This window comes from Saccharopolyspora kobensis (assembly GCF_900108315.1).
Lineage (GTDB): Bacteria > Actinomycetota > Actinomycetes > Mycobacteriales > Pseudonocardiaceae > Saccharopolyspora > Saccharopolyspora kobensis.
The window spans coordinates 865897-888885 of the sequence record NZ_FNVB01000003.1 but is presented as its reverse complement, the minus strand read 5'-3'; the positions used below and the strand labels follow the sequence as shown (position 1 = coordinate 888885).

Genomic DNA, 22989 nt, shown 5'->3' with positions numbered 1-22989 from the left:
GGCTCAGCCGAGCAGCGGGCGGAGGTGGTCGTTGAGGAACGTGCCGTCGGGGTCGAGTTCCCGCCGCACGTCGAGGAAGGTGCCGAACTCGTCGAACAGCTCGGTCATCCGCTCCCGCGTCATGAAGTGGAGCTTGCCCCAGTGCGGCCGCGCCCGGAACTCCCGCAACCGCTCGTCGACGGCGCGCAGGAACGGCCAGTAGTCGGTGCCGGGTGCGCCGGAGACGGAGATGACGGTGGTCGCCCGCCGGTGGTTCGGCGACAGGTAGGCCTCGTCCGCGGCGGTCCACCGCACTTCGATCGGGTAGCGCTGGTCGGGGTGCTCGGTGCGCATGAGCTCGCGGATCGCGCTCACCGCGGTGAACCCGTGCTCGGCGGGGACCATGTACTCCATCTCGTGGAACGGCGTGTCGTAGCCGCCCGGGTAGATGCGGTAGGCGCGGTCGACCCGGTGTCCCGTGGTGGAGACGATGCCGTCCGGCTCGGTGACCTCGACCTCGTCGTAGATCTTGACGTAGCAGTGGTCGGCCATCGGCTGGTCCGGGGGCGCGGGCAGCTGGTAGAGGTCGACGGACTCGTCGACGGGGCACCAGAAGAAGGAGAAGTGCCGGTGCCGCACGATCAGCTCGTCCCAGGCCTCGGCGATCTCCTGCCACGGCCGGTAGCTGATCTCCTCGGTGAGGTGGTAGGCGGGGGAGACGGCGAGCTCGACCTCCAGCACCACGCCCAGCGCGCCGATCGACACCTGCGCGGCCCGCAGCCGCCGCGGATCGGACTCGTCAATCTCCACGACCTCGCCGCTGCCGTCGACCAGCCGGACGCGGCGCAGCGCCGCGGAGAAGCTCGGCAGGTCGATGCCGGAGCCGTGCGTGCCGGTGGCGATGGCACCGGCGATCACCTGCTTGTCGATGTCGCCCTGGTTGGTCAGCGACAGCCCGGCCTCCCACAGCGGCGGGCCGAAGTCGCCGACGGTGGTGCCTGCCAGCGCCGATGCCCGCAGCCGGTCCGGGTCGGTGGCGGTGATGCCGGTCAGGCGGGTCAGGTCGAGCAGCATCCCGCCGGTGGTCACCACCGGGGTGAACGAGTGCCCGGCGCCTGCGACCCGGACGTTGAGCCCGCGGCCGATCGCGTGCCGGACCGCCGCGATCACCTCGTCCTCGTCGCGGGGTTGCGCGAACACCGCGGCGGTGCAGGTCTGGTTGCCCGCCCAGTTGGTCCAGATCCGGTCGGTGGTCGGCAGGTCGGTCGGGCTCATGCGGCGCCTCCGGTGACCTTCGCGCGCGGGTTTCGTCGGTCCTGGCACACGTTTCCGCAGGTCTGCGCGCGGCGAAAGGGTAGGACGGGTGATGTGGCACGCCGATCGGGTGCGGTGGATAGTCTGCCCGGTGGGTTCGTTCGTCGGGAGGTGCCGGATGGCGCAGCTGGAGGCCGTGGGGGTGCTGGCGGCGAATCTGCGCGCGCTGCGGGCCGATCAGGGGCTGTCGCTGTCCGAGGTGGCGCGGCGCTCCGGGATCGCCAAGGGCACGCTGTCCCAGCTGGAGTCCGGGGTCGGCAACCCGACGATCCAAACGGTGTTCAGTTTGTCGAACGCTCTGCAGGTGCCGGTGTCGACGCTGCTGACCGAGCGGACCGAGCCCGACGTGGTGCTGGTGCGCTCGGCCGGGCTGGAGGTGCTCAGCAGCAACGCCGTCGACCTGCGCATGCTGCGCCGCCTCGACCTGACCTCGGCGGTGCTGGAGGTCTACGACCAGCGGGTGCGGCCGGGCGAGGTCCAGCACTCGCACGGGCACCCGGGCCGTGAGCACGTGGTGGTCACCGAGGGAACGCTGCGGGTGGGGCCGGCGGACGCGCCGTACGAGCTGGGACCTGGTGATTACGTCTGCTTCCCGGCGCAGGGGCCGCACACCTACGAGACGGTGGGCGGGCCGGTGACCTCGGTGCTGCTCCTGGAGTACCCGAGCGAGGCGGAGAGCCCGGTGCTCCGCCACCACCCGTCCCTCGCCTAGGCGCCCGTCCCTCGCCTAGGCGGTCGAGGGCCCGGCGTGTCGGGTGAACGACACGCCGGTGCGTGTCCGGAACTCCGCAATTTCAATGGAAATCTCACGTGAGATTTCCATTGAAATTGCGTCCCCGGGTTGGGGGTTGACCGGGTACGTGGTGGGGCTTAGCGTCGGGAGTGTTCATTTTAGTGAACACTTGGTGGTGGGCATGGCTCAGTTCCCGGACATCGCGGTGGTCGGAGCCGGCATCGTCGGCGCCGCCTGCGCGGAGGCGTTGAGCTCCGCCGGGCTGGTCGTCCAGGTGCTCGACCGGCACGCGCCCGCAGCGGGCACCTCGGCGGCGGGCGAGGGCAACGTGCTGGTCTCGGACAAGCCGCCGGGCGCGGAGCTGCGGCTGGCGCTGGCGAGCCGGGAGCGCTGGCCGGAACTGGTGGACGCGCTGCGCGAAGAACTCGGTGGCGCAGCTGATTTCGAGTGGGACGCCAAGGGCGGTGTCGTCGCGGCGACCACAGTGGACGATTCTGTCGCGCTGGAGGCCTTCGCGGCGGAGCAGCGTGCGGCCGGTGTCGATGCGCGGATCCTGACTCCGGACGAGGCCTTCCAGCTCGAACCGCACCTGACGCGCGAAACCGCGCTCGCCGTGCACTACCCGCAGGATGCGCAGGTCCAGCCGGTGCTGGCGGCGTCCGCGCTGCTGGCTGCCGTGCGGAAGCGCGGTGGAGCGGTGCGGAAGGCGACCGCTTCCGGCGTGACGCGCGGAGCCGGCGGCAGGGTGACCGGCGTGCGCACCGATCGCGGAGTCCTCCACTGCGGCGCGGTGGTGAACGCGTGCGGCCCGTGGTCGGCGGAGTTCTCCAGGGCTTGCGGAGCACCGATCGCGATCCACCCGCGCCGCGGCGTGGTCCTGGTGACGGCGCCGGTTCCGGCGGGCACCGTGCGGCACAAGGTCTACGACGCGGACTACGTCGGCGCGGTGGAGAGCGGCGAGGCCGACCTGCAGACTTCCACGGTCGTGGAGAGCACGCGGGCAGGCACCGTGCTGATCGGCTCCAGCCGCGAGCGCATCGGCTTCGACGACACCATCCGGACCCGCGTCCTGCGCGAGATAGCCCGCAAGGCCGCCGCGCTGTTCCCGGTTCTCGGCCGGGTGCCGGTGATGCGCGCCTACGGCGGGTTCCGCCCCTACGCCCCGGATCACCTCCCGGTGATCGGCGAGGACCCGCGCGTGCCGGGGCTGTGGCACGCGACCGGCCACGAGGGTGCGGGCGTCGGTCTGGCCGCGGCCACCGGCCGACTGCTCGCGGACCTGCTGACCGGCCGAGCCCCGCAGGTCGACCCGGCGCCGTTCCGGGCCGACCGCCCCGCCCTGCTGGAGGAATCGCCCAGCTCTTCTCAACCGCACCCCAGGGGGCCGTGATGTAACCCAGCCACAAGGAACCGCGAAACCGAACGAACACCCCCGAGCGCGACCACCACTGCGATTCGCGGAGAGGCGGGACTGAGTTCGCCGTCGAAGTCGACGGGACGCGGGTGATCGCGAAACCCGGTCAGACGGTGGCGGCGGTCCTGATGACGATCGGCCGCACCTCGTGGCGCAGCACGCGGCGGCGCGGGAAGCCGCGCGGCCTGTTCTGCGGTATCGGTGTCTGCTTCGACTGCCTGCTGGTGGTGAACCAGTTGCCCGACGTCCGCGCGTGCCAACGGGCCGTGGCGCCTGGTGATGTCATCCGGACTCAGCACGGGGCCGAACTGGGAGGCGATTCGTGAGCGTGGTGGTCGTCGGCGGAGGACCGGCCGGGATGAACGCCGCGGTGCAGGCCGCACGCGCCGGTGCCGAAGTGGTGCTGCTGGACGGCGCCGAGCAGCTCGGCGGGCAGTTCCACCGTCAGCTGCCGATCGAGTTCGCGGCCCGGCGTCCTGGGCGGATCCGGCACGGCCGGCGGACTTTCCGCGCCCTCCGCGACGAAATCCTGGCACAGCCCCGCATCCGGTACCGGCCGCGCAGCCAGGTCTGGGCGCTGGAGGGCGACCAGATCCACGTCCAAAGTGGACCGGCGGACGCGCCACAACGGACTCCGCTGACACTGCGCGCCGACGCACTGGTGCTCGCGACCGGAGCGCACGACCGGGTGCTGCCGTTCCCCGGCTGGGATCTGCCCGGCGTGTACAGCGCGGGCGCGGCGCAGGCGATGGCGAAGGGCCAGCGGATCGCGGTCGGCCGCCGTGCCGTGGTGGCCGGGACCGGACCGTTCCTGCTGCCGGTGGCCGAAGCCCTGCTCGACGTCGGGGCCGAGGTCCGCGCTGTGCTGGAGTCCGGCAACCCGCTCGCCTGGTTGCGCCACGCCCGGGCCGCGCGGTTCCACAAGCTCGGCGAGCTGGCCGGATACGCGGCCAGGTTCGCGGGGCGAGTGCCCAACCGCATCCGCACGGCGGTAATCGCAGCACACGGCGACGACCGGGTTCGCGAGGTCGAGGTGGCCGACGTGGACCGCAACTGGCAGGTGATCGCCGGTTCGGAGCGGCGGATCGAGACCGACGCGCTGTGCGTCGGGCACGGATTCGTCCCGCGGCTGGAACTGGCGCTGTCCGCCCGGTGCCGGATCGTCGACGGCTTCGTCGCGGTCGACGCGGCCCAGCGGACGTCGACGCCGGGCGTGTTCGCCGCAGGTGAGCTGACCGGCATCGGCGGAGCGGATCTCGCCGCCGCGGAAGGAGTGGTCGCCGGGTCGGCCGCTGCCGTGCACGCCGGAGCCGCCACCTGGGACGACGTCGAGCCGCAGGTGCGCCGAGCGCTCCGGGAGGTCCGAAGTGGACGGGAGTTCGCCCGCGCGCTGGCCGCGGCGCACCCGATCGGTTCCGGCTGGTCGCGCTGGCTGACCCCGGACACCACGATCTGCCGGTGCGAGGAGGTCCCGTACCGGGAGCTGGAAGCGGCGGTGCGGCAGCGGGGTGCGCGCAGCGCCCGGTCGCTGAAGCTGCTGTGCCGGGTCGGCCTCGGTCACTGCCAGGGCCGGATCTGCGGCCGCACCGCCACCGAACTCGCCGAGGAGCTGATCGGCGAACCGCTGCCCGACCGCGACACGACCTCCCGGCGGCCGATCGCCACCCCGATCCGCCTAGCAGACCTGGCCCGAACCCCGGAGGAGTGCAGATGAACGATCCCGTGCCAACCCCAGACCTGCCCAACCGCACCACAGCTGGCGCAACCCAGCCACGAGAAACCCCGAAAACGCGAGATCGGCACCGAACGCAACCGGCACCGAAGAACGCGGAGTGGCGGGACAGCGTTGTGGTCGCGACGGCGCTGCCCTTCGCCGAGGCCCCGTCGGCCCCGGCCGGTCTGCGCGTCGACTACGACAGCTACGCCGAGCACTGCCGGTGGGTGGTGGACAACGGCTGCAGCGGCGTCGGCCCGAACGGTTCGCTCGGCGAGTACTCCTCGCTGACACCGGAAGAGCGCCGCCAGGTCGCCCGGACCGCGATCGAAGCGGTCGGGGAGCGGGCCGCGGTCGTGGTCGGCGTGCACGCGCCCAGCGCGCACGAAGCCCGGTACTGGGCGGAACTGGCGGCCGAGGACGGCGCGGACGGCGTGCTGTGCCTGCCGCCGACGCTCTACCGCGCGAACCGCGGCGAGATCCTGCACCACTTCGAGCAGGTCGCGGCGGCGGGCCTGCCGGTCATGGTCTACAACAACCCCATCGACACCAAGGTCGACCTCACTCCCGACCTGGTGGGCGAGATCGCGCAGATCGACGGCATCGTCGCGATCAAGGAGTTCTCCGGTGATGTGCGGCGCGTGCTGGAGATCCGCGAGCGGGCGCCGGGCCTCAGCGTCGTGGCCGGTGCCGACGACGTGGTGCTGGAGTCGCTGCTGATGGGCGCGAGCGGCTGGTTCGCGGGCTTCCCGAACGTCTTCCCGGCCGAGTCCGTCGAGCTCTACGACCTCGCCCGCCGCGGCGAGGTGGCTGCCGCGCGGGCGCTCTACGAGCCGCTGGTGGCCGCGTTCCGCTGGGATTCGCGCACCGAGTTCGTGCAGGCGATCAAGCGCGGCATGGAGGTCGTCGGACGCCGCGGCGGCGCGTGCCGCCCGCCGCGCGGTCCGCTGCCCGCGGAGATGCGCGCGCAGGTCGACGCCGACATGCAGCGGGCCGTGCAGTACTTGAAGGAGCGCTGATGCGCGCGAAGCGGTACTTCAGCGCGGTCGACTCGCACACCGAGGGCATGCCGACGAGGGTGATCACCGGTGGCGTCGGGGAGATTCCCGGCGCGACGATGGCCGACAAGCGCCTGCACTTCCTGCGGAACCTGGACCACGTCCGGGAGCTGCTGGTCAACGAGCCACGCGGGCACTCGGCGATGAGCGGCGCGATCCTGCAGCCGCCGACGCGGCCGGACGCCGACTGGGGCGTGCTCTACATCGAGGTGTCCGGCTGCCTGCCGATGTGCGGGCACGGCACCATCGGCGTGGCCACCGTGCTGGTGGAGACCGGGATGGTGGAGGTGACCGAGCCGGTCACCGAGGTCCGGCTGGACACCCCGGCGGGCCTGGTGCTGGCCGAGGTCGCGGTGCGCGGCGGGCACGCCGAATCGGTGACCATCCGCAACGTGCCGTCGTTCGCCGTCGACCTGGACGCGGTGGTGGCGGTGCCCGGGCTCGGCGAGATCCGCTGCGACATCGCCTTCGGCGGCAACTTCTACGCGATCACCTCGCTGGCCGATCTCGGCATCCCGTTCGACAAGGCGGAGAAGGGGCGGATGCTGGACGCGGGCCTGGCGATCATGGCCGCGATCAACGGGCAGCGCCGCCCGCGGCACCCGCTCCACGCGGAGATCGCCGGGTGCAAGCACGTCTACCTGGAAGCACCCGGCAGCGACGCGGCGCACTCCCGCCACGCGATGGCGATCCACCCCGGCTGGTTCGACCGATCCCCCTGCGGCACCGGCACCTCCGCGCGCATGGCGCAGCTGCACGCGCGCGGGCAGCTCGGCCTGAACACCGATTTCGTCAACGAATCCCTGATCGGAACGCGCTTCACCGGCCGCCTGGTGGACACCGCGCGGGTGGGCGACCGCACCGCGGTGATCCCGACGATCACCGGCCGCGCCTGGATCACCGGCACGGCCCAGTACCTGCTAGACCCCACCGACCCGTTCCCCACCGGTTTCACCCTCTGAACCCGGCGACGACCGGTCGCGGGCCCGGTCCGGTGCTGCCAGGCTGGTCGGTGTGATCGACATCCTCGCCGTGCACACCGCAGATCTGGATCCCACCACGACCAAGGCCGTTCACACGCTGCTCCAGGACGCCTTCGACGGGATCTCCGAGCAGGACTGGGACCACTGCCTCGGCGGGGTCCACGTGCTGGCCCGGGAGGGCGGTGACCTGATCGGGCACGCGTCGGTGGTCCAGCGGCAGCTGCTGCACGACGGCCGGGCGCTGCGCGCCGGGTACGTCGAAGCGGTCGGCGTCCACGGGAGCCACCGGCGCCGGGGGATCGGTGGCATGCTGATGGCGGAGATCGAGCGCGTCGTCCGCGGTGCCTACGACCTCGGGGCGCTGGGCGCCGGTGACGAAGGCGCGCTGCTCTACGCCGGCCGCGGCTGGCAGCGCTGGCGGGGCCCGACCTCCGCGCTGACTCCGGCCGGTGTCGTGCGCACGCCGGAGGAGGACGGGAGCATCTTCGTCCTGCCGGTGGACGTGCCGCTGGACCTCACCGGCGAGCTCACCTGCGACCACCGCGCAGGCGGCCTCTGGTAGCTCCGACCAGGGCGAACGACCGCAGGAAAATGGTTCGCGGCCACTATCACAGGCGTGATAGCTTCCGCTGCGTACCCGCACGGGCGCGGGACATCGCGGTCGCGCCGGCCGTGCTGATGACCTGACGGACTTCTGCGGAGCCAGGGGGAGACGACTGCCATGGGGCACGTTGAGTTGCAGAAGGTGCACTACGTCCTGCCGGACGGGCGGGTGCTGCTCGACGACGTCTCGTTCCGGGTGGGCGACGGGGCGAAGGCCGCGCTGGTCGGCCCGAACGGCGCGGGCAAGACGACGCTGCTGCGCCTGGTGTCGGGTGATCTCGCGCCGACCGAGGGCAGCATCGTCCGCTCCGGCGGGCTCGGCGTGATGCGCCAGTTCATCGGCCACGCGCGCGACGATTCGACGGTGCGCGACCTCATGGTCTCGCTGGCTCCGCCGAGGCTCCGCGCGGCGGCGGAGAAGCTGGAGCGGACCGAGAACCGGCTGATCGAGCAGGAGGACGACGCGACGCAGCTGGCCTACGCCGAGGCGATCGCGGAGTACACCGACGCGGGCGGCTACGACGCGGAGGTGCTCTGGGACGTCTGCTGCACCGCCGCGATCGGCGTGCCCTACGACCGGGCGCGCTTCCGGGAGCTGCGCAAGCTCTCCGGCGGCCAGCAGAAGCGGCTGGCGCTGGAGGCGCTGCTGCGCGGCCCGGACCAGGTCCTGCTGCTCGACGAGCCGGACAACTACCTCGACGTGCCGGGCAAGCAGTGGCTGGAGGAGCAGATCCGGGAGACGCCGAAGAGCGTGCTGTTCGTGACCCACGACCGGGAGCTGCTGCACCGCACGGCGAACCGGATCGTGACGGTGGAGCTGGGCGCGGTGGGCAACCGGACCTGGGTGCACGGCGGTGGTTTCGCGACCTACGACCAGGCGCGCGAGGACCGGACGTCCAGATTGGACGAGCTGCGCCGCCGCTGGGACGAGGACCGCGCGAAGCTGGTGCGGCTGGTCCAGACGCTCAAGCAGAAGGCGTCCTACAACGACAACATGTCCGCCCGCTACCAAGCGGCGCAGACCAGGCTGCGCAAGTTCGAGGAAGCAGGTCCGCCGGAGGCGGTCCCGCGCAAGCAGCGCGTTCAGGTCAAGCTGGCGGGCGGGCGCACCGGCAAGCGCGCGGTCGTCTGCGAGGACCTGGCGATGGACGGGCTGACCAAGTCGTTCACCAGCGAGATCCGCTACGGCGAGCGCATCGCGGTGCTCGGCGCGAACGGCACCGGCAAGTCGCACTTCCTGCGGCTGCTGGCCCGCGGCGGCAGCGACGACGTCCCGGTGCCGGACCAGGAGGCGCTGACCCCGGTGGCGCACACCGGCCTCGCGCGCCTGGGCGCGCGCGTGGTGCCGGGCATGTTCGCGCAGACCCACGAGCACCCGGAGTTCGCCGGGCGCACGCTGCTGGAACTGCTGATGGGCGGCGGTGAGCGGCGTGCGGGCATGACCCGCGAGCAGGCCAGCCGCCTGCTCGCCCGCTACGACATCGTGCAGGCGGCCCAGCGGCCGTTCGACACGCTCTCCGGCGGCCAGCAGGCCCGGTTCCAGATCCTGCTGCTGGAACTGGAAGGCGCGAACCTCCTGCTGCTGGACGAGCCGACCGACAACCTCGACCTGGTCTCGGCGGACGCCCTGCAAGCAGGCCTGGACGAGTTCGACGGAACGGTGGTGGCGGTGACCCACGACCGCTGGTTCGCCCGTTCCTTCGACCGATTCCTGGTCTTCCACGCCGACGGCCGGGTGCGGGAGTCGGCGGAACCGGTGTGGCAGGAGGAGGCCCGGTAGCCAGGTGGGGCCGAACGCGGGCAACGCGCTTCGGATTCGCCGGAGAAAGTTGGATTTGTGCAGCTCAGAGGGTCTTTTTCCATTGACGCGCGGGTCGGGCGGGTGTCTACTGAAAGTGCGGTTGAACGACTGAGAGTTCGGTCAGCCGGGGGCCGTGGAGATGGCCCCGAGTGGGATGCATCGTCCAACGCCAGGACGTTCGTGGTCTTGAGACCCGCCAGATCCTTAGGAGTAAGGCGGAGTTCAGAAGTGCGAAAGACGCTCGTTGAACTCGAGCAGGTGTTCCGGACTGAGGGCCTTCGCGGGTGCGGAGGTCCTCAGTCCACGTCTGGCCCCGGGCAGGCCCAGTTTCCGAGAACGCCCTGCCGGAATCGTGCTTGCCGTCGAGGACGGGGCCCGGTAGCCGGGCCGGGTCGGGGGCAGGGCCCGGCTACCGGGAGGACCGGCGCGCTGTCGGGGAGGGAGTCGACGCGCCGGCCCGGTCAGGAAGTCCTCGGCTGCCCGGATCCGGGCAGCGGCGCGGTGTCACCGGGCCATTCGCGCAGCCGGTGGCGGCCGGTGTACTCGGCGGCGCGTTCGGCCTCGACGTCGCCGATCAGCCGCCACACGTCGTGGGAGCCGTCGCCGGAAGCCCCGTGCTGCCGGTGGGACGACGGTAAGAGCAGCATCGCGAAGATGATGACGTTGATGGCGACGAGAGTGCCGAACTGGAGCCAGAACACGATGCGTCCTCCAATCGTCCGAAGTGGATTCTCAACGAGCTGACCGCTTGGCGCATCCCTGGCCGCGAAGCCCCGCGGGCCCGCGCTTGGCGCTGCGAGCCGGAACACCCGAGGCGACCCGCTCGCAGACCCAGCAGTGCGGCCGGGTGGTGGTCGGATGCCCCACGGCGGCCCACATGACAACGGCCCCGCAGGCCCCGTTCCCGCCAGGCCGATCGACGAAGTGCGTCTCCAACGACCGCAACCCCGGCGAAGGCAACCACCGAGGCCAAACCCCAACACCGAACATCCGCTGCCTCCCTGGTTCTGATTCTTGCCACTGGTTGCGTAGACATCAGCGTGGTTGGTTGCCGGGGTGCACCACTAGTGATCTAATCGGGTGATCTGTTTGCGCAGGTCAACCGATAGGATGTGGTGCATGCCCGCAACCGCAGGTACGCCGCGTGCCAGGGCACTGTCGGCAGCTCTCCGCGAAGCCCGGCTGACGAACGGCATGGGGTCCCGCGAGCTGGCAAGACATCTGGAGCTGTCGCACACCCAGATCTCGCACTGGGAGAACGGCCACCGCGTACCCAACGTCGAGAACGTCGCGATGATCCTCACCGCGCTGCGGATCTCGCCGCGCGAACGCGAGAGAATCTTGGACCTGGCGCGGAACGTCGCCGAACCGAACTGGCTCACGGTCGGCATGAACGGAATTCCGCAGCAACTGGCGGGCGTGGTCGAGTGCGAGCGCTCGGCCTCGTCCATCGTCGAGTGGTCGCCGATGGTGATCCCAGGCCTGCTCCAAACCTCGGACTACACCCGCGCGATCAAGGAAGCGGCAGGGTTGCCGCAGACTGATGTGGAGCTGCGCGTCATGCTCAACGTCAGCCGCCGCGAGGTGCTCACCCGCAGAAGTCCAGTGAGCTTCCACGCGTTGATCGGTGAAGCTGGGCTCTACGAGCCAATTGGCCCTGATGGCGTTGTGCTCGACCAACTTCGTCATCTGGCCGAGATGGCGAAGCGCTCGAATGTGCTGGTGCAGGTGATGCCCCAGGGGATCGGGTGGCATCCCGGCTGGGCAGGCCCGTTCGTCGTCTACGAGTTCCCGGACGCCTCTCCTGTCGTGCACTTCGAGCACCACAGCTCAGGGGCATTCATTCCGACGGAGCATGACGTCGCCGAGTACCGGAAGGCCGTTGACCGACTCCGCGAGATCGCGATCGACGAAGCAGAGTCGGTGGCTCGAATCGAGAGAGCCATCTCGAAGTGGGAGGAAGAATGATGGGGCACACCTGGCGGAAGTCTAGCTACTCCAACGCCAACGGAAACTGCGTGGAGTTATCCAACCCGCGCGGCCTGATCCGGGATTCGAAGGACCCGGACGGCCCAACCCTGCGGGCGGATGTTGAAACGTTCCTGCGTGCGGTCAAGTCCGGTCGCTTCGAAGCGTGACTGTGATCGCGACACATGAGCGAGACCATGTCACAGCGCTGGCAGAAGAGCAGCTACAGCGGCCAGGAGACCCACTGCGTGGAGTTGTCCAGCCCTCCCGGTTTGATCCGGGACTCGAAAGATCCGGACGGGCCGGTGTTGGAAGTCGACGTGGCGACCTTCTTGCGGGCGGTCAGAACCGGCCGCTTCGGGAGGTGATCTGGCAATGAATCTCGGAGAAGAAGCGCCTGTGCGCTGCTGGCGGAAGTCCAGCCGAAGCCAGAACCTCCAGACCTGCGTGGAGCTGTCGAGCCCACCCGGCCTGATCCGGGACTCGAAGGACCCCGACGGGCCGCGCCTCGACGTCGATGTAATCGCTTTCGTCCGCGCTGTCAAGGCGGGACGCTTCGAGCGGTGAGCGTGGTCGTGAGTGGGAAACCTTGCTGGAGCCCTGTTTCGCACTCACGACCCCTGTTCGAGTGAGAGGGGAAGGGCATCTTTGACCGGGTAAGTCGGTCAAAGATGCCCTTCACTCGTCAAAACTGTTCTCGTTCAGCCAAGTTCAGGTGGACGAGGTCAGCTCTGCTTCGGGGTGTTCAGGAAGGTTTCCAGGGAGTCGTCCATGGCTTCCCACCACGGGGTGTGGTGGATCGGGGCCTCGGTGCCCGTGCAGGGCGACGGGAAGCCTCGGTCGCGGTAGCCGGTGATGGATTCCTGCTTGTCGTGCTCCCAGTCGCGGAAGAGCTTGCGGGTGAGGTCCAGGTCGAACTGCGGGTAGTCCACGTCCGCGAGCAGTTCCGCCACGTGGTCGGCCTGGAAGTCGATCATCCTGGCGTCGTCGGTGAGCGTCGACTCGCGCTCGACCCACTCGTCGATGTCGGCGGACATCTCCTCGCGCGACGGCAGCGACACCCGGCCGAGCACGTAGTCGCGCGCGTACCAGGCCTCCGCGTCGAACAGCGTCATCGTGTAGAACTGGTCCTGCATCCCGAGGTACATCAGCTTCGGGTTGTCCAGCCAGAACACGCCCTTGTACAGGTTCGCCGGGTAGAGCACGTTCTTGGTGCGCAGCCGCAGCTCGTCGGCCAGGAACGGGAAGTGGTGCTTGTACCCGGTGCACAGCACGATCGAGTCGATGCGCCGGGTGGAGCCGTCCTTGAAGTGGGCGACGTCGCCGTCCAGCTTCACCAGCTGCGGGACCTCATCGACGCCCTCCGGCCACTTGAAGTCCATCGGGGCCGTGCGGTAGCTGATCGTCACCGACTTCGCACCGTACTTCTTGCTCTGCAGCGCCAGGTCCTCGGCCGAGTAGCTGCTGCCCATCACCAGCACGTCCTGCCCGGCGAACTCGCGGGCGTCGCGGAAGTCGTGCGAGTGCAGGATCCGGCCGGGGAACGACTCGAACCCCTCGTAGTGCGGCACGTTCGGCACCGAGAAGTGACCGGTGGCCACGATGACGTGGTCGAACACCTCGCGCCGGGTCTCGTTGCGGGTCAGGTCCTCGACGGTCACGGTGAACTGCTCGGTGGCCGGGTCGTAGCTGACCCAGCGCACCGCGGTGCTGAACCGGATGAAGCGCCGCACGTCGTTCTTCTTCGCCCGGCCCAGGATGTAGTCGGCGAGGACCTCGCGGGGCGGGAAGGACGGGATGGCCTTGCCGAAGTGCTCCTCGAAGGTGTAGTCGGCGAACTCCAGGCACTCCTTCGGCCCGTTGGACCACAGGAAGCGGTACATGCTGCCGTGCGCGGGCTCGCCGAACTCGTCGAGACCGGTGCGCCAGGAGTAGTTCCAGAGCCCGCCCCAGTCGCTCTGCTTCTCGAAGCACACCAGTTCGGGCACCTCGGCGCCCTTCTTGCGGGCCTCTTCGAAGGCGTGGAGCTGGGACAGGCCGCTGGGGCCGGCGCCGATCACAGCAACGCGGGACGTCATGGATCTCCAATGCTGGTTGGGAAGGGCGGTTCTCCCGCCCGATGTGAGAAGCGGAGAACGGTCAGACGACCGAGCGGTTGTTCTTCTTCGCCTGCCGGTGGTCCTTGGCCACCGCCACGCACAGCACGATCAGCACGATCGCGGTCAACGCCGGCCAGACCAGGATGTAGGCGGCCAGAAGTAGGTTGCTCATGGCACGTGCTCCGTTCGTCGGGTCAGCGGGCGGCTTCCTGCTTGTCCTTCAGCTGGAACTCGGTGACCCGCTCGTTGATGAGCGCGAAGTCGAAGCGCTCCTTGTTGGTCAGGCTGATCGCGACGCACACGACGGTGCTGACGCCGTAGGAGACCAGCGAGCCGAGCAGCGTCGGGTACTCGCGCAGGAAGCCCATGATCAGCGGGAACAGCACCACGCCCGCGATCGCGCCGACGGTGAAGCCGACCTGCTTGCCGAACAGGCCGAAGGCCATGAATCCGAACACCACGGCTCCGCCGATCACCGCGGCGAACTCCATCACGACGGCGACGACGCCGGTCAGCGGCAGCAGCTCGAAGCGGGCCACCAGGAAGAAGCCCAGCGCGACGACCACCGAGACGGTGAACGCCAGGTTGGTGATCCGGTCCCAGTAGAAGCTGGCGATCACCGGAAACACCAGCGCGCCCCACAGCGCTCCGACGAACACGAGCAGGTCGAGGATGTTGAAGTTCGACACCGCGAACATGACGCCGAGCGCGGCGGCCGCGATCATAGTGATGCGTCCGATGTAGAGCATCGTCTGCGGATTCGCCTTGCCACGAGCCAGGTTCTTGCCGTAGATGTCGGTCATCACCAGCGAGGACAGCGCCGCCAGGTCGGAGTCCGCGGTGGACGACAGCGAGCCGATCACCATGATGAACAGCAGGCCGATCATCACCGGCGACAGGTACTCCGAGGCCATCTGCGGGATGATGTTGTTCATGTCGCCGTTCAGCGGCTGCAGGCCGACCATCACCGCCAGCAGGCCGAGCATGCCCAGCCCGATCACCGTTCCGGCGTAGCCGAGGGTCGCGGTGATGAAGGTGCTCTTGATCCGGTCCTGGCGAACCGCGAACAGCCGCTGCGCGATGGTCTGGTTGCCGATCGCGTAGGCCAGCACCGCGGCCAGGTACGGGCCGCCCTGCTCCAGGAACGCCTCACCGGAGAAGAAGTTCGCCTGCTCGTCGGTCAGGCGGGCGAAGCCCTGGTCGAACATGTCGGTGCCGCCGGTCGCGAAGTACACCATCGGCACGATGAGCGCCGCGGCCAGCATCATCGCGACCAGCTGCGCGAAGTCGGTCATCACCGAGGCCCGGAACCCGGACCACAGCGTGTAGGCGAGCACGCCCACCGCCGCGATCAGCACGCCGTGCAGGAAGCTGAACGGTGTCAGGATCTCCATCAGCGCGCCGGCCGCGGTGAAGTTCGCCGTCAGGCTGATGATGCTGCCGACGATGTTGGAGACCGCCAGGATCAGCTGGCTGGAACGGCCGTGGCGCGCGTGCATCACCTCGGCCAGGGTGTGGGCCTTGGGCGCCACCCGGCGGAAGTGCCGGCCGAACGGGTAGATGCACAGGATCATCAGCGCACCCCAGAGCCCGTAGTGGATCGGTCCCGACAAGCCGTAGGTGTAGCCCGAGCTGGCCGACGCGTAGAGCGAGGCGGCCCACACCCAGGTCGCGGTCATGCTCGCGGCGGAGATGCCGAAGCCCACCGCGCCGTTGGAGACCATGAACCCGTCCACGTTCTCCTTCTTCTCCCGGATCGAGAGCGTCATGAGGAACGTGAGTCCGTAGAATGCGATCAATAACAGAGCGGTCGCCACCGCACTGAGCTGAAACACTACTCCTCCGAATTCGTTTTCCGCTCGCGCGAATTTCCCGGCCGGAAAGGCCGCTGGAAAATTCGCGACGCCAACAGGCCTATACGAAATTTCGGGAGATATGAACCTGAAAGTAACTTTTGCCACAACTCGTGCGCTGGTCGTTTCCGCATCGCGGAAAAAGGGGTAACGTTTAAATCGCTTTTTCGCCGAGCTCTCGACAAGGAGGAATTCGCGGGGTTCGGATTCGATCACCCAGGGTGATCGGAAATCGGTTCTCGATTCGCTCGGTGATCCGGCGGGAGGGCCCTTTCCGCGCGCTCGGCCGGGCCAAGGTTCTCCCGTGCTGGCCGTGCGCCGGAGCGGTCGGCGCCGCGGCGGGCGCGGCCCGGTGGTGATGGGAATGAGTTAGCCCGGTTGGCGGCTGTTGCCCGATGGATTTCTGTGCCATCCGAGCCGTTACTGGCGGGTATTCGCCAATTCTTCCGGATTCCGCTGATCTTCTCCTTGAATGGTGACGTTTTTCGATCTCCGATCGGAGGAAGAATGCGTCACTTACGGCACGTCGTCGGTGCCGCGGCGGTGGTGGCGACGGCGAGCACCATGCTGGCCGCACCGGCGTTCGCGACATCCGCCGCTGAGAACTACGCAGCGCTGGGCGACTCCTACGCTTCCGGAGTCGGCTCCCGGGAATACTTCGAGGACAGCGGGGACTGCCTGCGCAGCCCCAAGGCCTACGCCCAGCTCTGGGCCGATGCCAACGGCGTCACCGACTTCAACTTCGCCGCCTGCTCGGGTGCGGTGACCGATGACGTCAACGCCAACCAGCTCGACGGGCTCAGCGCGGACACCACGCTGGTCACCATCTCGATCGGCGGCAACGACGTGGGCTTCGCCAGCGTCATCCAGGACTGCCTGCTCGGCACGGACGAGAAGTGCGACTCCGCGGTCGGCGCGGGTGAGGAGAAGGCGCGCAACGAGCTGCCCGCCAAGCTCGACACCACCTACGCCAACATCCGCGAGGCCGCGCCCAACGCCAAGGTCGTGGTGCTCGGCTACCCGCGCCTCACCTCGCTCGGCAGCTGCGGGATCCCGTTCTTCTCCGACGCCAAGCGTCAGCGGATCAACGACGGCTCCGACGTGCTGGCCGGGGTGATCTCCGAGCGCGCCGAGGCCGCCGGGTTCACCTACGCCGACACCCGCGACGCCTTCGACGGTCACGGCGTCTGCGCGGGCGAGGAGTGGATCAACGGCCCGAGCAACCCGCTGGTGGAGTCCTTCCACCCGAACGTCGACGGCTACGCCAAGGGCTACCTCCCGGTGCTGAACTCCGTCACCGGCTGACCGAACCCTGAAACCGGGGGTGGCGATTCCACGCGAACTCGCCACCCCTTTCGCGTGCGGGCCGTCAGAGCGTCCGGCTGGGCGTGGGGACCTGGATCTGCCCCTGCCAGTGGAACTCCCGCAGAATCCCGGGTTCGGCCGCGTTCTCCACCAGGTACGAGCCCATGACGCCGCCGGCCTGCTCGCCCCAGACGATGCCGATGCCGTCCAGGTCGTGCACCCAGCACTCGCGGAGCGTGGTCTGAGCGGAGCGGACTTCGATCCCGGTGCCCGAGCAACGCGTGACCTCGCACTGCTCGACGGTCACGTTGTAGGCGCCGTCGAGGTGGATTCCGCGGCCACCTGCGTACTCGACGGTGCAGAGGCGGAACAGCGCGCTCGCGCCTCGGCGTACCGTGATGGCATCTTCGGCGACGTCGCGGACGGAGCAGCCCTCCACCGTCACCCCAGGACGCTTCCGCACGAACTCGTCGCCGGTGATCAGGATCCCGTTGCGCGAGTCCGCGATGTCGGTGTCGCGGACGGTCGCGTCGGCGTCGTCGCGGACCACCACGCCGGTTCCGCTTCCCGCCGATGCCGAACAGCCGAGGATCCTCGCCTCCCCGCCGGAGATCTCGATGGCAGGCTTCCCCGCCGAGCGAACCACCAGCCCGTCGAGCTCCACTGTGGAGTCTTCCACCGATATCCCGGCGCTCTTGCGCTGGGCATCGGCGATCTCGACGGTGCCGGGCTCGACCGCGGTGAGGGTGACCTCCTTGCGCCGGATGCTGAGAGGTTCCGGGTAGTTGCCGGGAGCGATGGAGATGATCGCACCGCGCCCGGCGGCTGCCAGCGCTTCGCGGATCGTGGCGAACGCGTTGTGCTCGCCAGGTGCTACTCGGAGTTTCCGGGGCATGGATCCTCGCTGCGCGGTAAGCCGGTCTCGGCAGCAAAACTAGCAGCGCACGGCGCACCGCGAAGTGGTTTTCAGGCGGTCGGCCGGTGAGTGCGCGAAGGCACCGGGGGCCGTCGGCGGGCTCAGCTGTAGGCGTACAGGTCCTGCCGGATGCCCACGGCGCGGAAGAGGTGATCCCGGGACGCTTCGAGTTCCTGGCGCAACCGGTCCAGATCCGCGTCGACCAGGCGGCCCTTCCACTTGCGGATCTTGCCCGCGACGATCACGGTTTCGACGTTCGTGCGGTCCATCAGGGTGACCACGGCTCCCGGCACGCTGTTGAGCGGGGCGACGTTGAGGGCGGTGGCGTCGAGCAGGACGATGTCCGCTTCCTTGCCGGGGGTGAGGGAACCGGCCTTGCGGTCGAGGCGCAGGTGCTCGGCGCCGTTCACCGTCGCGTAGCGCAGGACGTCGCGAACGGTGAGCAGCGACGGGGTGTCCGGCGCGGGGGTCGGCCATTCGTCGGGAGGCGTGAAATCGCCTTGTTCGAGGACCATCTGGTTGACCACCATGCGCTGCATCGTCAGAGCGGATCGCATCAGGGTGAAGGGGTCGGCGGCCATGGTGGTCTCGACGTCGGAGCTGAGGGAGGGTTCCATGCCGAGCTCCTGCATCTTGAGGATGGGCGGCACGCCGTGGCGCATGTGCATCTCGATGGGGAAGGCCAGCGAGACGTGCACGCCCGCGTCGCGGGCTCGCTGCCAGGCCAGGTCGGACATGCCGGTCATGTGGATGAGCAGCACGTCCGGGCCGAAGCCGATGTCGTTGCCGACCCCGCCGGTGCCGCGCGCGAGGTCGTCGATGATCGGCCGGTGACCCGCGCCGGAGACGGCGTGCGCGGCGATCGGCAGATCCAGCTCGCGGGCGATGCCCCAGGAACGGGTGTAGACCTCCGGCGGCTGATGGATCTCCCCGCCCATGACCATGCTCACCAGCTGATCGTCGGAGGAGAACCACTGGTTCCTGATGCGGTGGGCGTCCTGCGGGTAGCGCGATCCGGCGCGGCCGTCGCCCTCGAAGTAGCCGAACGCGGAACGCCGCCCGGTGTCGATGAGCGCCTGGACCGCGGCGTCGGTGTGGTCGGGGGAGTGGTGGATCTGGGAGACGTCGTGCACGGTGGTGACGCCGGCGTCGAGCTGGGAGAGTCCCGCGAACAGCGTGTTGATGTGCACGTCCTGCGGTCGGTAGGCGCGTGCGAACCGCTGCAGGACGTACTCGATGTACGAGGGATCGGCGTTCGGCGAGCCCGATCCGTCGTTGATCAGCAGGCCGTTGGCGAGGAACGCGCGCAGCGCGGTCTCGAACTGGTGGTGGTGCGTGTCGACGAAACCCGGCACGACGATTCGCCCCCTGGCGTCGATCTCGTCGGCTCCCGGGGCGTGGATGCGAGGTCGGATCGCTCCGATCTTCTTGCCTTCGACCAGGACGTCGGCGACCTCGAAGTCGCCCACGTTCGGGTCCATCGACATCACCGCCCCGCCTCGGATGACGTAGCGGCGCTCCCGGCCGCCGCTGTCGCTCGGTGGTGCCTGTCCAAGACCTTTCGCCGTGGCTGGGGACGCCACCAGCGGATCGGCATCGTGCTGCGACCTGGCTTCACCGTGCTGACCGGACACGCTGATCCTCCTTCATGGGTTCGGGAAGTTGCCCGCGGAGAGTCGTGCGAGTTGATGCGTCACCTCAAACTACACGGTCGAGTTGACGTGTCAACTGAGCGGTAGGATGACCTCATGGCACAGCCGGGACTGACCGAACGCGAGCTCCGCGCCTGGCGGACCTCCTTCCAGATGCTGGAGCTGCTGCGGACGCGCGTCGAACAGCAGCTCCAGTCCGCCAGCGGCTTGTCCAACGCCGACTACACCGTGCTCGCGGTGCTGTCCGAGGCGCCGGAAGGGCGGATGCGCGTCTACGAACTCGGCCGGGTGGCCGGCTGGGAGAAGAGCCGCATGCATCATCAGCTCACCCGGATGAGCGGACGAGGCCTGATCACCCGGGAACGGTGCGGCTCCCGCGGCACGCACGCGGTGATCACGGCGAAAGGGCTCGCCACGCTCAAGGACGCCGTACCCGGCCATGCCCGGGAAGTCCGGCGCTTGTTCGTCGACCGCCTCACTCCCGAAGAGCTCGACCGGTTCGCGGACACCGCCGCCAAGATCCTCGACAACCTGCAGGCGGACCAGTCACCCGCCTAGACCGGCGAACGCGACAGCCGGGAACCCGCCATCTGAGCCGATCAGCCGTCCGGGTGCGCCTCCTGCGCCGAGCGGATGATCACGTCGATCCGCCTGGAATGCGCTCCGCGCCAGTACACCCGCTCGCAGTCCCGGCACCGGGCGTACTCGTCGTAGTGCCTCCGAGTTCCCGGTTCGATCTCCGCCTGCACGTCCTCTTTGGACACGGCGATCAGCAGGCCGTTGCACGCGGTGCAGCGCGTCCACGGCGCCAGCGGTGGCGCGAACCGCTCGACGACGTCGACCAGCTGCCGAGCCGGATCGGAACCGCGCACGTAGGCGCCCGCCCACAGCGCTCGCCGTTGCAGAAGGCCGCGGTCCTGGGTGAGCAGGACCCGGTGCTCGCGCTCGGCCTCCGCGATCAGCTCGTCGTCGGCCGCGTCGTTGCGGTAGGCCGCGTCCACGCCGACCAGCCGCAGGCGCCGGGCGAGCTTGCCCAGGTGCACGTCGAGCAGGAAGCGCGGCGGGAGGTCCTGCGGCCGCTCGACCGGCCGGATCTCCAGCGTCGTCCCGGCACGCGGCTGGAAGGCGGGGGAGCGCGGCACGCCGTCGGCCAGCAGGGCACCGACCTCGGTCAACGGCACGCCCAGCGACTCGGCGATGTGGCCGAGAGTGGCTGTTCCGTCGTAGGGCACCTCGGCCGTCCCGCCCCGGTGCCGCGGAGCCGCGAAGAACCGCAGCTCCGCGGCGATGCGCACGTGCAGCGTGGATGCCATGCGCACATGGTCGGCCGGTGGGCCCGCCGCCGCTACACGCGCTCGGCCTCGGCGAGCCCGGACAGGGCCTGCGGCAGCGGGCCCTGGTGCAGGACGCCGAGGCGCTGCGTGGCGCGGGTCAGGGAGACGTAGAGCTCCGCAGCTCCGCGCGGGCCGTCGGCGAGGATGCGCTCCGGCTCCACGACCAGGACGGCGTCGTACTCCAGGCCCTTGGTCTCCGACGCGGGCACGGTGCCCGGCACGCCCGGCGGACCGATCACCACGCAGGTGCCCTCGCGGTCGGCTTCCTCGCGGGTGAACTCCTCGATCGCGGCGGGCAGTTCGTCCGCGCCGACCTGCCTGGACCACGGCCGGACGCCGCACGCGCGCACCGAGTCCGGCGGCTCGATCTCCGGCGCGAACTCGGCGAGCACCGCTCCGGCGACCGCCATGATCTCGGCGGGCGTCCGGTAGTTCACCGTCAGCGACCGGTAGACCCAGCGGCCCGGCACGTACGGTTCCAGCATCGCGCCCCAGGACCTCGCCCCGGCCTCCGAGCGGCGCTGGGCGAGGTCGCCGACCACCGTGAACGACCGGCTCGGGCAGCGCCGCATCAGCACTCGCCAGTCCATTTCGGACAGTTCCTGGGCCTCGTCGACCACGACGTGCCGGTAGGTCCAGTCCCGGTCCGCGGCGGCGCGCTCGGCGAGGTCGCGGGTGTCGCGCTGGCCGAAGCGGTCGGCCAGGTCCGCGGCGTCGATCAGGTCCTGGGCGAGCAGGTGGTCCTCGTCGTCCATCATGTCGTGGCGCTCGAAGCTGAGGATCTCCATGACGCCCTCGGCGTACTCGGCCTCCCTGGCGCGCTCCCGCTCGGCCTGCCGGTCGGCGGACTTGTCGCGGCCCAGCAGGTCGACCAGCTCGTCGAGCAGTGGGACGTCCGAAACGGTCCAGGCGTCGCCGTCTGCGCGCAGCAGCGCCTCATCGGCGCCGGCGGCGCGCAGCCTCTCGGCGGAGCTGAACAGCGGTGCCAGCAGCGATTCCGGCGTCAGCACGGGCCAGAGCTCGTCGAGCGCGGTGGTGAACGCGTCGTTCTCCGCGAGCTCCTTGATCAGGTCGCCCCGCAGCTGCTCCCAAGCCTCCTTGTCGGCCCTGGTCAGCCAGCCCTTGCCGATCCGCGCGATGGCCCGCTCGGTGAGCACGTAGGTCACGATCTCGGTGAACACCGCGCGGGCCTCGTTGTGCGGCAGGCCGCTGTCGCGCGCCTCCTGCCTGGCCCACTCCGCGGTCTCGGCGTCGATCCGCACCGCGACGTCCTGCAGCTCGATCGGCACCGGGTGCTCCGGTAGCCGCTGGCGGTCGGCGATGGCCGCGGTCAAAACGTCGAGGATCTTCAGCGAACCCTTGATGCGCGCGGCTTCCGGCGGGTCCTCGGCGGTCACGTGCTTGCCGGGCACGAGATCGCCGGTGGTCATGAACACCACGTCGGATTCGCCCAGCGACGGCAGCACGCGGCCGATGTGGTTCAGGAACGCCGGATTGGGCCCGACCACGAGCACGCCGTGGCGCTCCATGCGCTCCCGCTGGGTGTAGAGCAGGTAGGCGACGCGGTGCAGGGCGACCACGGTCTTCCCGGTGCCCGGGCCGCCCTCGATGACCAGCACCCCGGGGTGGTCGAGCCGGATGATCTCGTCCTGCTCGGCCTGGATCGTGGCCACGATGTCGCGCATTCCCTCGCCGCGCGGCGCGTTGACCGCCGCGAGCAGCGCCGCGTCGCCCTGCGCGTCACCACCGGGGCGGCCGAGCACCTCGTCGGTGAAGCCGGTCAGCTCCCGCCCGCGCGTGTGGAACTGCCTGCGCCGCCGCATGTTCTCCGGGTTCGCGCCGGTGGCGGTGTAGAACGGCCGGGCGGCGGGCGCCCGCCAGTCGAGCAGCAGCGGCTCGTAGTCGTCGTCCTCGTCGAAGATGCCGATCCGGCCGATGTGCGACCGCTCACCGGAGATGCTGTCCAGGCGGCCGAAGCACAGCCCGTTGTCCGCCACGTCCAGCCGCTTCGCCTCCCGGGCGAGAGCGCGCACGTCGACGTCCCGCTCGACGGCAGTGCCGCCGTGGTCCCGTAGCGCGGTCCGGTACTCGCCCCGCACCCGCGCGCGTTCGGCGTCGAGCCGCGCGTAGAGCTGAGCCACGTATCCGCGCTCGGACCGAAGTTCCTCTTCGTACCCCTGATTTGACACTTGCCCCTCACAGCGGCTATCCTGACACCAGGTTCGGCGGAGTCCCCATTGGATGGTGGTGGACACGCCGACTT

22 protein-coding genes and 1 pseudogene are annotated in these 22989 nt (G+C 69.6%); 14 read left to right on the top strand and 9 right to left on the bottom strand.

Translation table 11 applies throughout. The annotated features are described in order from the left end of the window. Positions 1-3: 3 nt before the first annotated feature. Entirely contained in the window at positions 4-1254 is a 1251-nt protein-coding gene (locus C4T78_RS12550; protein WP_093357373.1) for a D-arabinono-1,4-lactone oxidase, read from the bottom strand. A gap of 157 nt (positions 1255-1411) precedes the next feature. Between C4T78_RS12550 and C4T78_RS12545 the strand changes: the two genes are divergently transcribed. From C4T78_RS12545 to C4T78_RS12510, 8 genes and pseudogenes are all read left to right on the top strand, one after another. After that, complete coding sequence (locus tag C4T78_RS12545; RefSeq protein WP_093357372.1) at positions 1412-2005, top strand: helix-turn-helix domain-containing protein; 594 nt, start codon at positions 1412-1414, stop codon at positions 2003-2005. 202 nt (positions 2006-2207) lie between these two features. Continuing rightward, a complete protein-coding gene (locus C4T78_RS12540) occupies positions 2208-3416 on the top strand; it encodes an NAD(P)/FAD-dependent oxidoreductase (protein WP_093357370.1) in 1209 nt (402 codons plus the stop codon). Positions 3417-3511: 95 nt separating this feature from the next. Then, positions 3512-3766: pseudogene (locus C4T78_RS12535) on the top strand ((2Fe-2S)-binding protein); the annotation flags it as partial. Next, positions 3763-5154: an NAD(P)/FAD-dependent oxidoreductase gene (locus C4T78_RS12530; RefSeq protein ID WP_093357368.1), complete on the top strand. Its 1392-nt coding sequence runs from the start codon at positions 3763-3765 to the stop codon at positions 5152-5154. The pseudogene C4T78_RS12535 and the gene C4T78_RS12530, both read left to right, overlap by 4 nt. A 134-nt stretch (positions 5155-5288) precedes the next feature. Further along, the gene (locus tag C4T78_RS12525; RefSeq protein WP_235863803.1) at positions 5289-6173 is read left to right on the top strand and encodes a dihydrodipicolinate synthase family protein; all 885 of its coding nucleotides are present in this window, start codon (positions 5289-5291) and stop codon (positions 6171-6173) included. Then, positions 6173-7174 carry a proline racemase family protein gene (locus tag C4T78_RS12520; RefSeq protein WP_093357365.1) on the top strand — a complete coding sequence of 334 codons (1002 nt, stop codon included), beginning with the start codon at positions 6173-6175 and terminating at the stop codon, positions 7172-7174. Before C4T78_RS12525 ends, C4T78_RS12520 begins: the two co-directional genes overlap by 1 nt. A gap of 52 nt (positions 7175-7226) precedes the next feature. Continuing rightward, entirely contained in the window at positions 7227-7757 is a 531-nt protein-coding gene (locus C4T78_RS12515; protein ID WP_218161719.1) for a GNAT family N-acetyltransferase, read from the top strand. 159 nt (positions 7758-7916) lie between these two features. Continuing rightward, on the top strand, positions 7917-9578 hold the full coding sequence (locus C4T78_RS12510) for an ABC-F family ATP-binding cassette domain-containing protein (RefSeq protein WP_093357364.1): 1662 nt from the start codon (positions 7917-7919) through the stop codon (positions 9576-9578). A gap of 482 nt (positions 9579-10060) precedes the next feature. Here the strand turns inward: C4T78_RS12510 and C4T78_RS12505 are convergent, their stop codons facing one another. Further along, complete coding sequence (locus C4T78_RS12505; protein ID WP_093357363.1) at positions 10061-10300, bottom strand: hypothetical protein; 240 nt, start codon at positions 10298-10300, stop codon at positions 10061-10063. Positions 10301-10718: 418 nt separating this feature from the next. Between C4T78_RS12505 and C4T78_RS12500 the strand changes: the two genes are divergently transcribed. From C4T78_RS12500 to C4T78_RS12485, 4 genes are read left to right on the top strand one after another with little or no spacing between them, the layout of a single operon-like run. After that, positions 10719-11567: a helix-turn-helix domain-containing protein gene (locus C4T78_RS12500; protein WP_093357361.1), complete on the top strand. Its 849-nt coding sequence runs from the start codon at positions 10719-10721 to the stop codon at positions 11565-11567. After that, positions 11564-11737 (top strand): DUF397 domain-containing protein, encoded by a 174-nt coding sequence (locus C4T78_RS12495; RefSeq protein ID WP_093357360.1) that lies wholly within the window; start codon positions 11564-11566, stop codon positions 11735-11737. The genes C4T78_RS12500 and C4T78_RS12495 overlap by 4 nt, the downstream gene beginning before the upstream one ends. Before the next feature lie 15 nt (positions 11738-11752). Beyond that, positions 11753-11935 carry a DUF397 domain-containing protein gene (locus C4T78_RS12490; protein ID WP_235863802.1) on the top strand — a complete coding sequence of 61 codons (183 nt, stop codon included), beginning with the start codon at positions 11753-11755 and terminating at the stop codon, positions 11933-11935. 7 nt (positions 11936-11942) lie between these two features. Further along, entirely contained in the window at positions 11943-12134 is a 192-nt protein-coding gene (locus C4T78_RS12485) for a DUF397 domain-containing protein (protein ID WP_093357359.1), read from the top strand. Positions 12135-12292: 158 nt separating this feature from the next. Here C4T78_RS12485 and C4T78_RS12480 read toward each other — a convergent pair whose 3' ends face one another. From C4T78_RS12480 to C4T78_RS12475, 3 genes are all read right to left on the bottom strand, one after another. Next, entirely contained in the window at positions 12293-13645 is a 1353-nt protein-coding gene (locus tag C4T78_RS12480; protein WP_093357357.1) for a trimethylamine monooxygenase, read from the bottom strand. 61 nt (positions 13646-13706) lie between these two features. Next, positions 13707-13838 carry a putative transporter small subunit gene (locus C4T78_RS36780; RefSeq protein ID WP_211841151.1) on the bottom strand — a complete coding sequence of 44 codons (132 nt, stop codon included), beginning with the start codon at positions 13836-13838 and terminating at the stop codon, positions 13707-13709. A gap of 22 nt (positions 13839-13860) precedes the next feature. Next, positions 13861-15435: a sodium:solute symporter family transporter gene (locus tag C4T78_RS12475; RefSeq protein WP_177247767.1), complete on the bottom strand. Its 1575-nt coding sequence runs from the start codon at positions 15433-15435 to the stop codon at positions 13861-13863. Between the two features lie 591 nt (positions 15436-16026). On the opposite strand from C4T78_RS12475, the gene C4T78_RS12470 reads away from it, so the two are divergent. Further along, the gene (locus C4T78_RS12470; RefSeq protein WP_093357354.1) at positions 16027-16824 is read left to right on the top strand and encodes an SGNH/GDSL hydrolase family protein; all 798 of its coding nucleotides are present in this window, start codon (positions 16027-16029) and stop codon (positions 16822-16824) included. Between the two features lie 64 nt (positions 16825-16888). On the opposite strand, the gene C4T78_RS12465 is transcribed toward C4T78_RS12470, so the two are convergent. Then, complete coding sequence (locus C4T78_RS12465; protein ID WP_093357353.1) at positions 16889-17719, bottom strand: right-handed parallel beta-helix repeat-containing protein; 831 nt, start codon at positions 17717-17719, stop codon at positions 16889-16891. Between the two features lie 122 nt (positions 17720-17841). Beyond that, positions 17842-19374: an amidohydrolase family protein gene (locus C4T78_RS12460; protein WP_235863801.1), complete on the bottom strand. Its 1533-nt coding sequence runs from the start codon at positions 19372-19374 to the stop codon at positions 17842-17844. 114 nt (positions 19375-19488) lie between these two features. On the opposite strand from C4T78_RS12460, the gene C4T78_RS12455 reads away from it, so the two are divergent. Then, a complete protein-coding gene (locus tag C4T78_RS12455) occupies positions 19489-19950 on the top strand; it encodes a MarR family winged helix-turn-helix transcriptional regulator (RefSeq protein ID WP_218161718.1) in 462 nt (153 codons plus the stop codon). Between the two features lie 41 nt (positions 19951-19991). On the opposite strand, the gene C4T78_RS12450 is transcribed toward C4T78_RS12455, so the two are convergent. Beyond that, positions 19992-20705, bottom strand: coding sequence for a Mut7-C RNAse domain-containing protein (locus C4T78_RS12450; protein ID WP_093357352.1), 714 nt, complete (start codon positions 20703-20705; stop codon positions 19992-19994). 32 nt (positions 20706-20737) lie between these two features. After that, positions 20738-22915, bottom strand: coding sequence for an RNA polymerase recycling motor ATPase HelR (helR, locus tag C4T78_RS12445; protein WP_093357350.1), 2178 nt, complete (start codon positions 22913-22915; stop codon positions 20738-20740). Between the last annotated feature and the right edge of the window lie 74 nt (positions 22916-22989).

Excerpts from the sequence above, each read along its gene's own strand:
- C4T78_RS12475 (WP_177247767.1), bottom strand. The coding sequence starts at position 15,435 with ATGACGCTCTCGATCCGGGAGAAGAAGGAGAACGTGGACGGGTTCATG.
- C4T78_RS36780 (WP_211841151.1), bottom strand. The coding sequence starts at position 13,838 with ATGAGCAACCTACTTCTGGCCGCCTACATCCTGGTCTGGCCGGCGTTG.
- C4T78_RS12480 (WP_093357357.1), bottom strand. The coding sequence starts at position 13,645 with ATGACGTCCCGCGTTGCTGTGATCGGCGCCGGCCCCAGCGGCCTGTCC.
- C4T78_RS12485 (WP_093357359.1), top strand. The coding sequence starts at position 11,943 with ATGAATCTCGGAGAAGAAGCGCCTGTGCGCTGCTGGCGGAAGTCCAGC.
- C4T78_RS12540 (WP_093357370.1), top strand. The coding sequence starts at position 2,208 with ATGGCTCAGTTCCCGGACATCGCGGTGGTCGGAGCCGGCATCGTCGGC.
- C4T78_RS12470 (WP_093357354.1), top strand. The coding sequence starts at position 16,027 with ATGCGTCACTTACGGCACGTCGTCGGTGCCGCGGCGGTGGTGGCGACG.
- C4T78_RS12550 (WP_093357373.1), bottom strand. The coding sequence starts at position 1,254 with ATGAGCCCGACCGACCTGCCGACCACCGACCGGATCTGGACCAACTGG.
- C4T78_RS12520 (WP_093357365.1), top strand. The coding sequence starts at position 6,173 with ATGCGCGCGAAGCGGTACTTCAGCGCGGTCGACTCGCACACCGAGGGC.
- C4T78_RS12500 (WP_093357361.1), top strand. The coding sequence starts at position 10,719 with ATGCCCGCAACCGCAGGTACGCCGCGTGCCAGGGCACTGTCGGCAGCT.
- C4T78_RS12455 (WP_218161718.1), top strand. The coding sequence starts at position 19,489 with ATGGCACAGCCGGGACTGACCGAACGCGAGCTCCGCGCCTGGCGGACC.
- C4T78_RS12510 (WP_093357364.1), top strand. The coding sequence starts at position 7,917 with ATGGGGCACGTTGAGTTGCAGAAGGTGCACTACGTCCTGCCGGACGGG.
- C4T78_RS12490 (WP_235863802.1), top strand. The coding sequence starts at position 11,753 with ATGAGCGAGACCATGTCACAGCGCTGGCAGAAGAGCAGCTACAGCGGC.
- C4T78_RS12495 (WP_093357360.1), top strand. The coding sequence starts at position 11,564 with ATGATGGGGCACACCTGGCGGAAGTCTAGCTACTCCAACGCCAACGGA.
- C4T78_RS12545 (WP_093357372.1), top strand. The coding sequence starts at position 1,412 with ATGGCGCAGCTGGAGGCCGTGGGGGTGCTGGCGGCGAATCTGCGCGCG.
- C4T78_RS12465 (WP_093357353.1), bottom strand. The coding sequence starts at position 17,719 with ATGCCCCGGAAACTCCGAGTAGCACCTGGCGAGCACAACGCGTTCGCC.
- C4T78_RS12450 (WP_093357352.1), bottom strand. The coding sequence starts at position 20,705 with ATGGCATCCACGCTGCACGTGCGCATCGCCGCGGAGCTGCGGTTCTTC.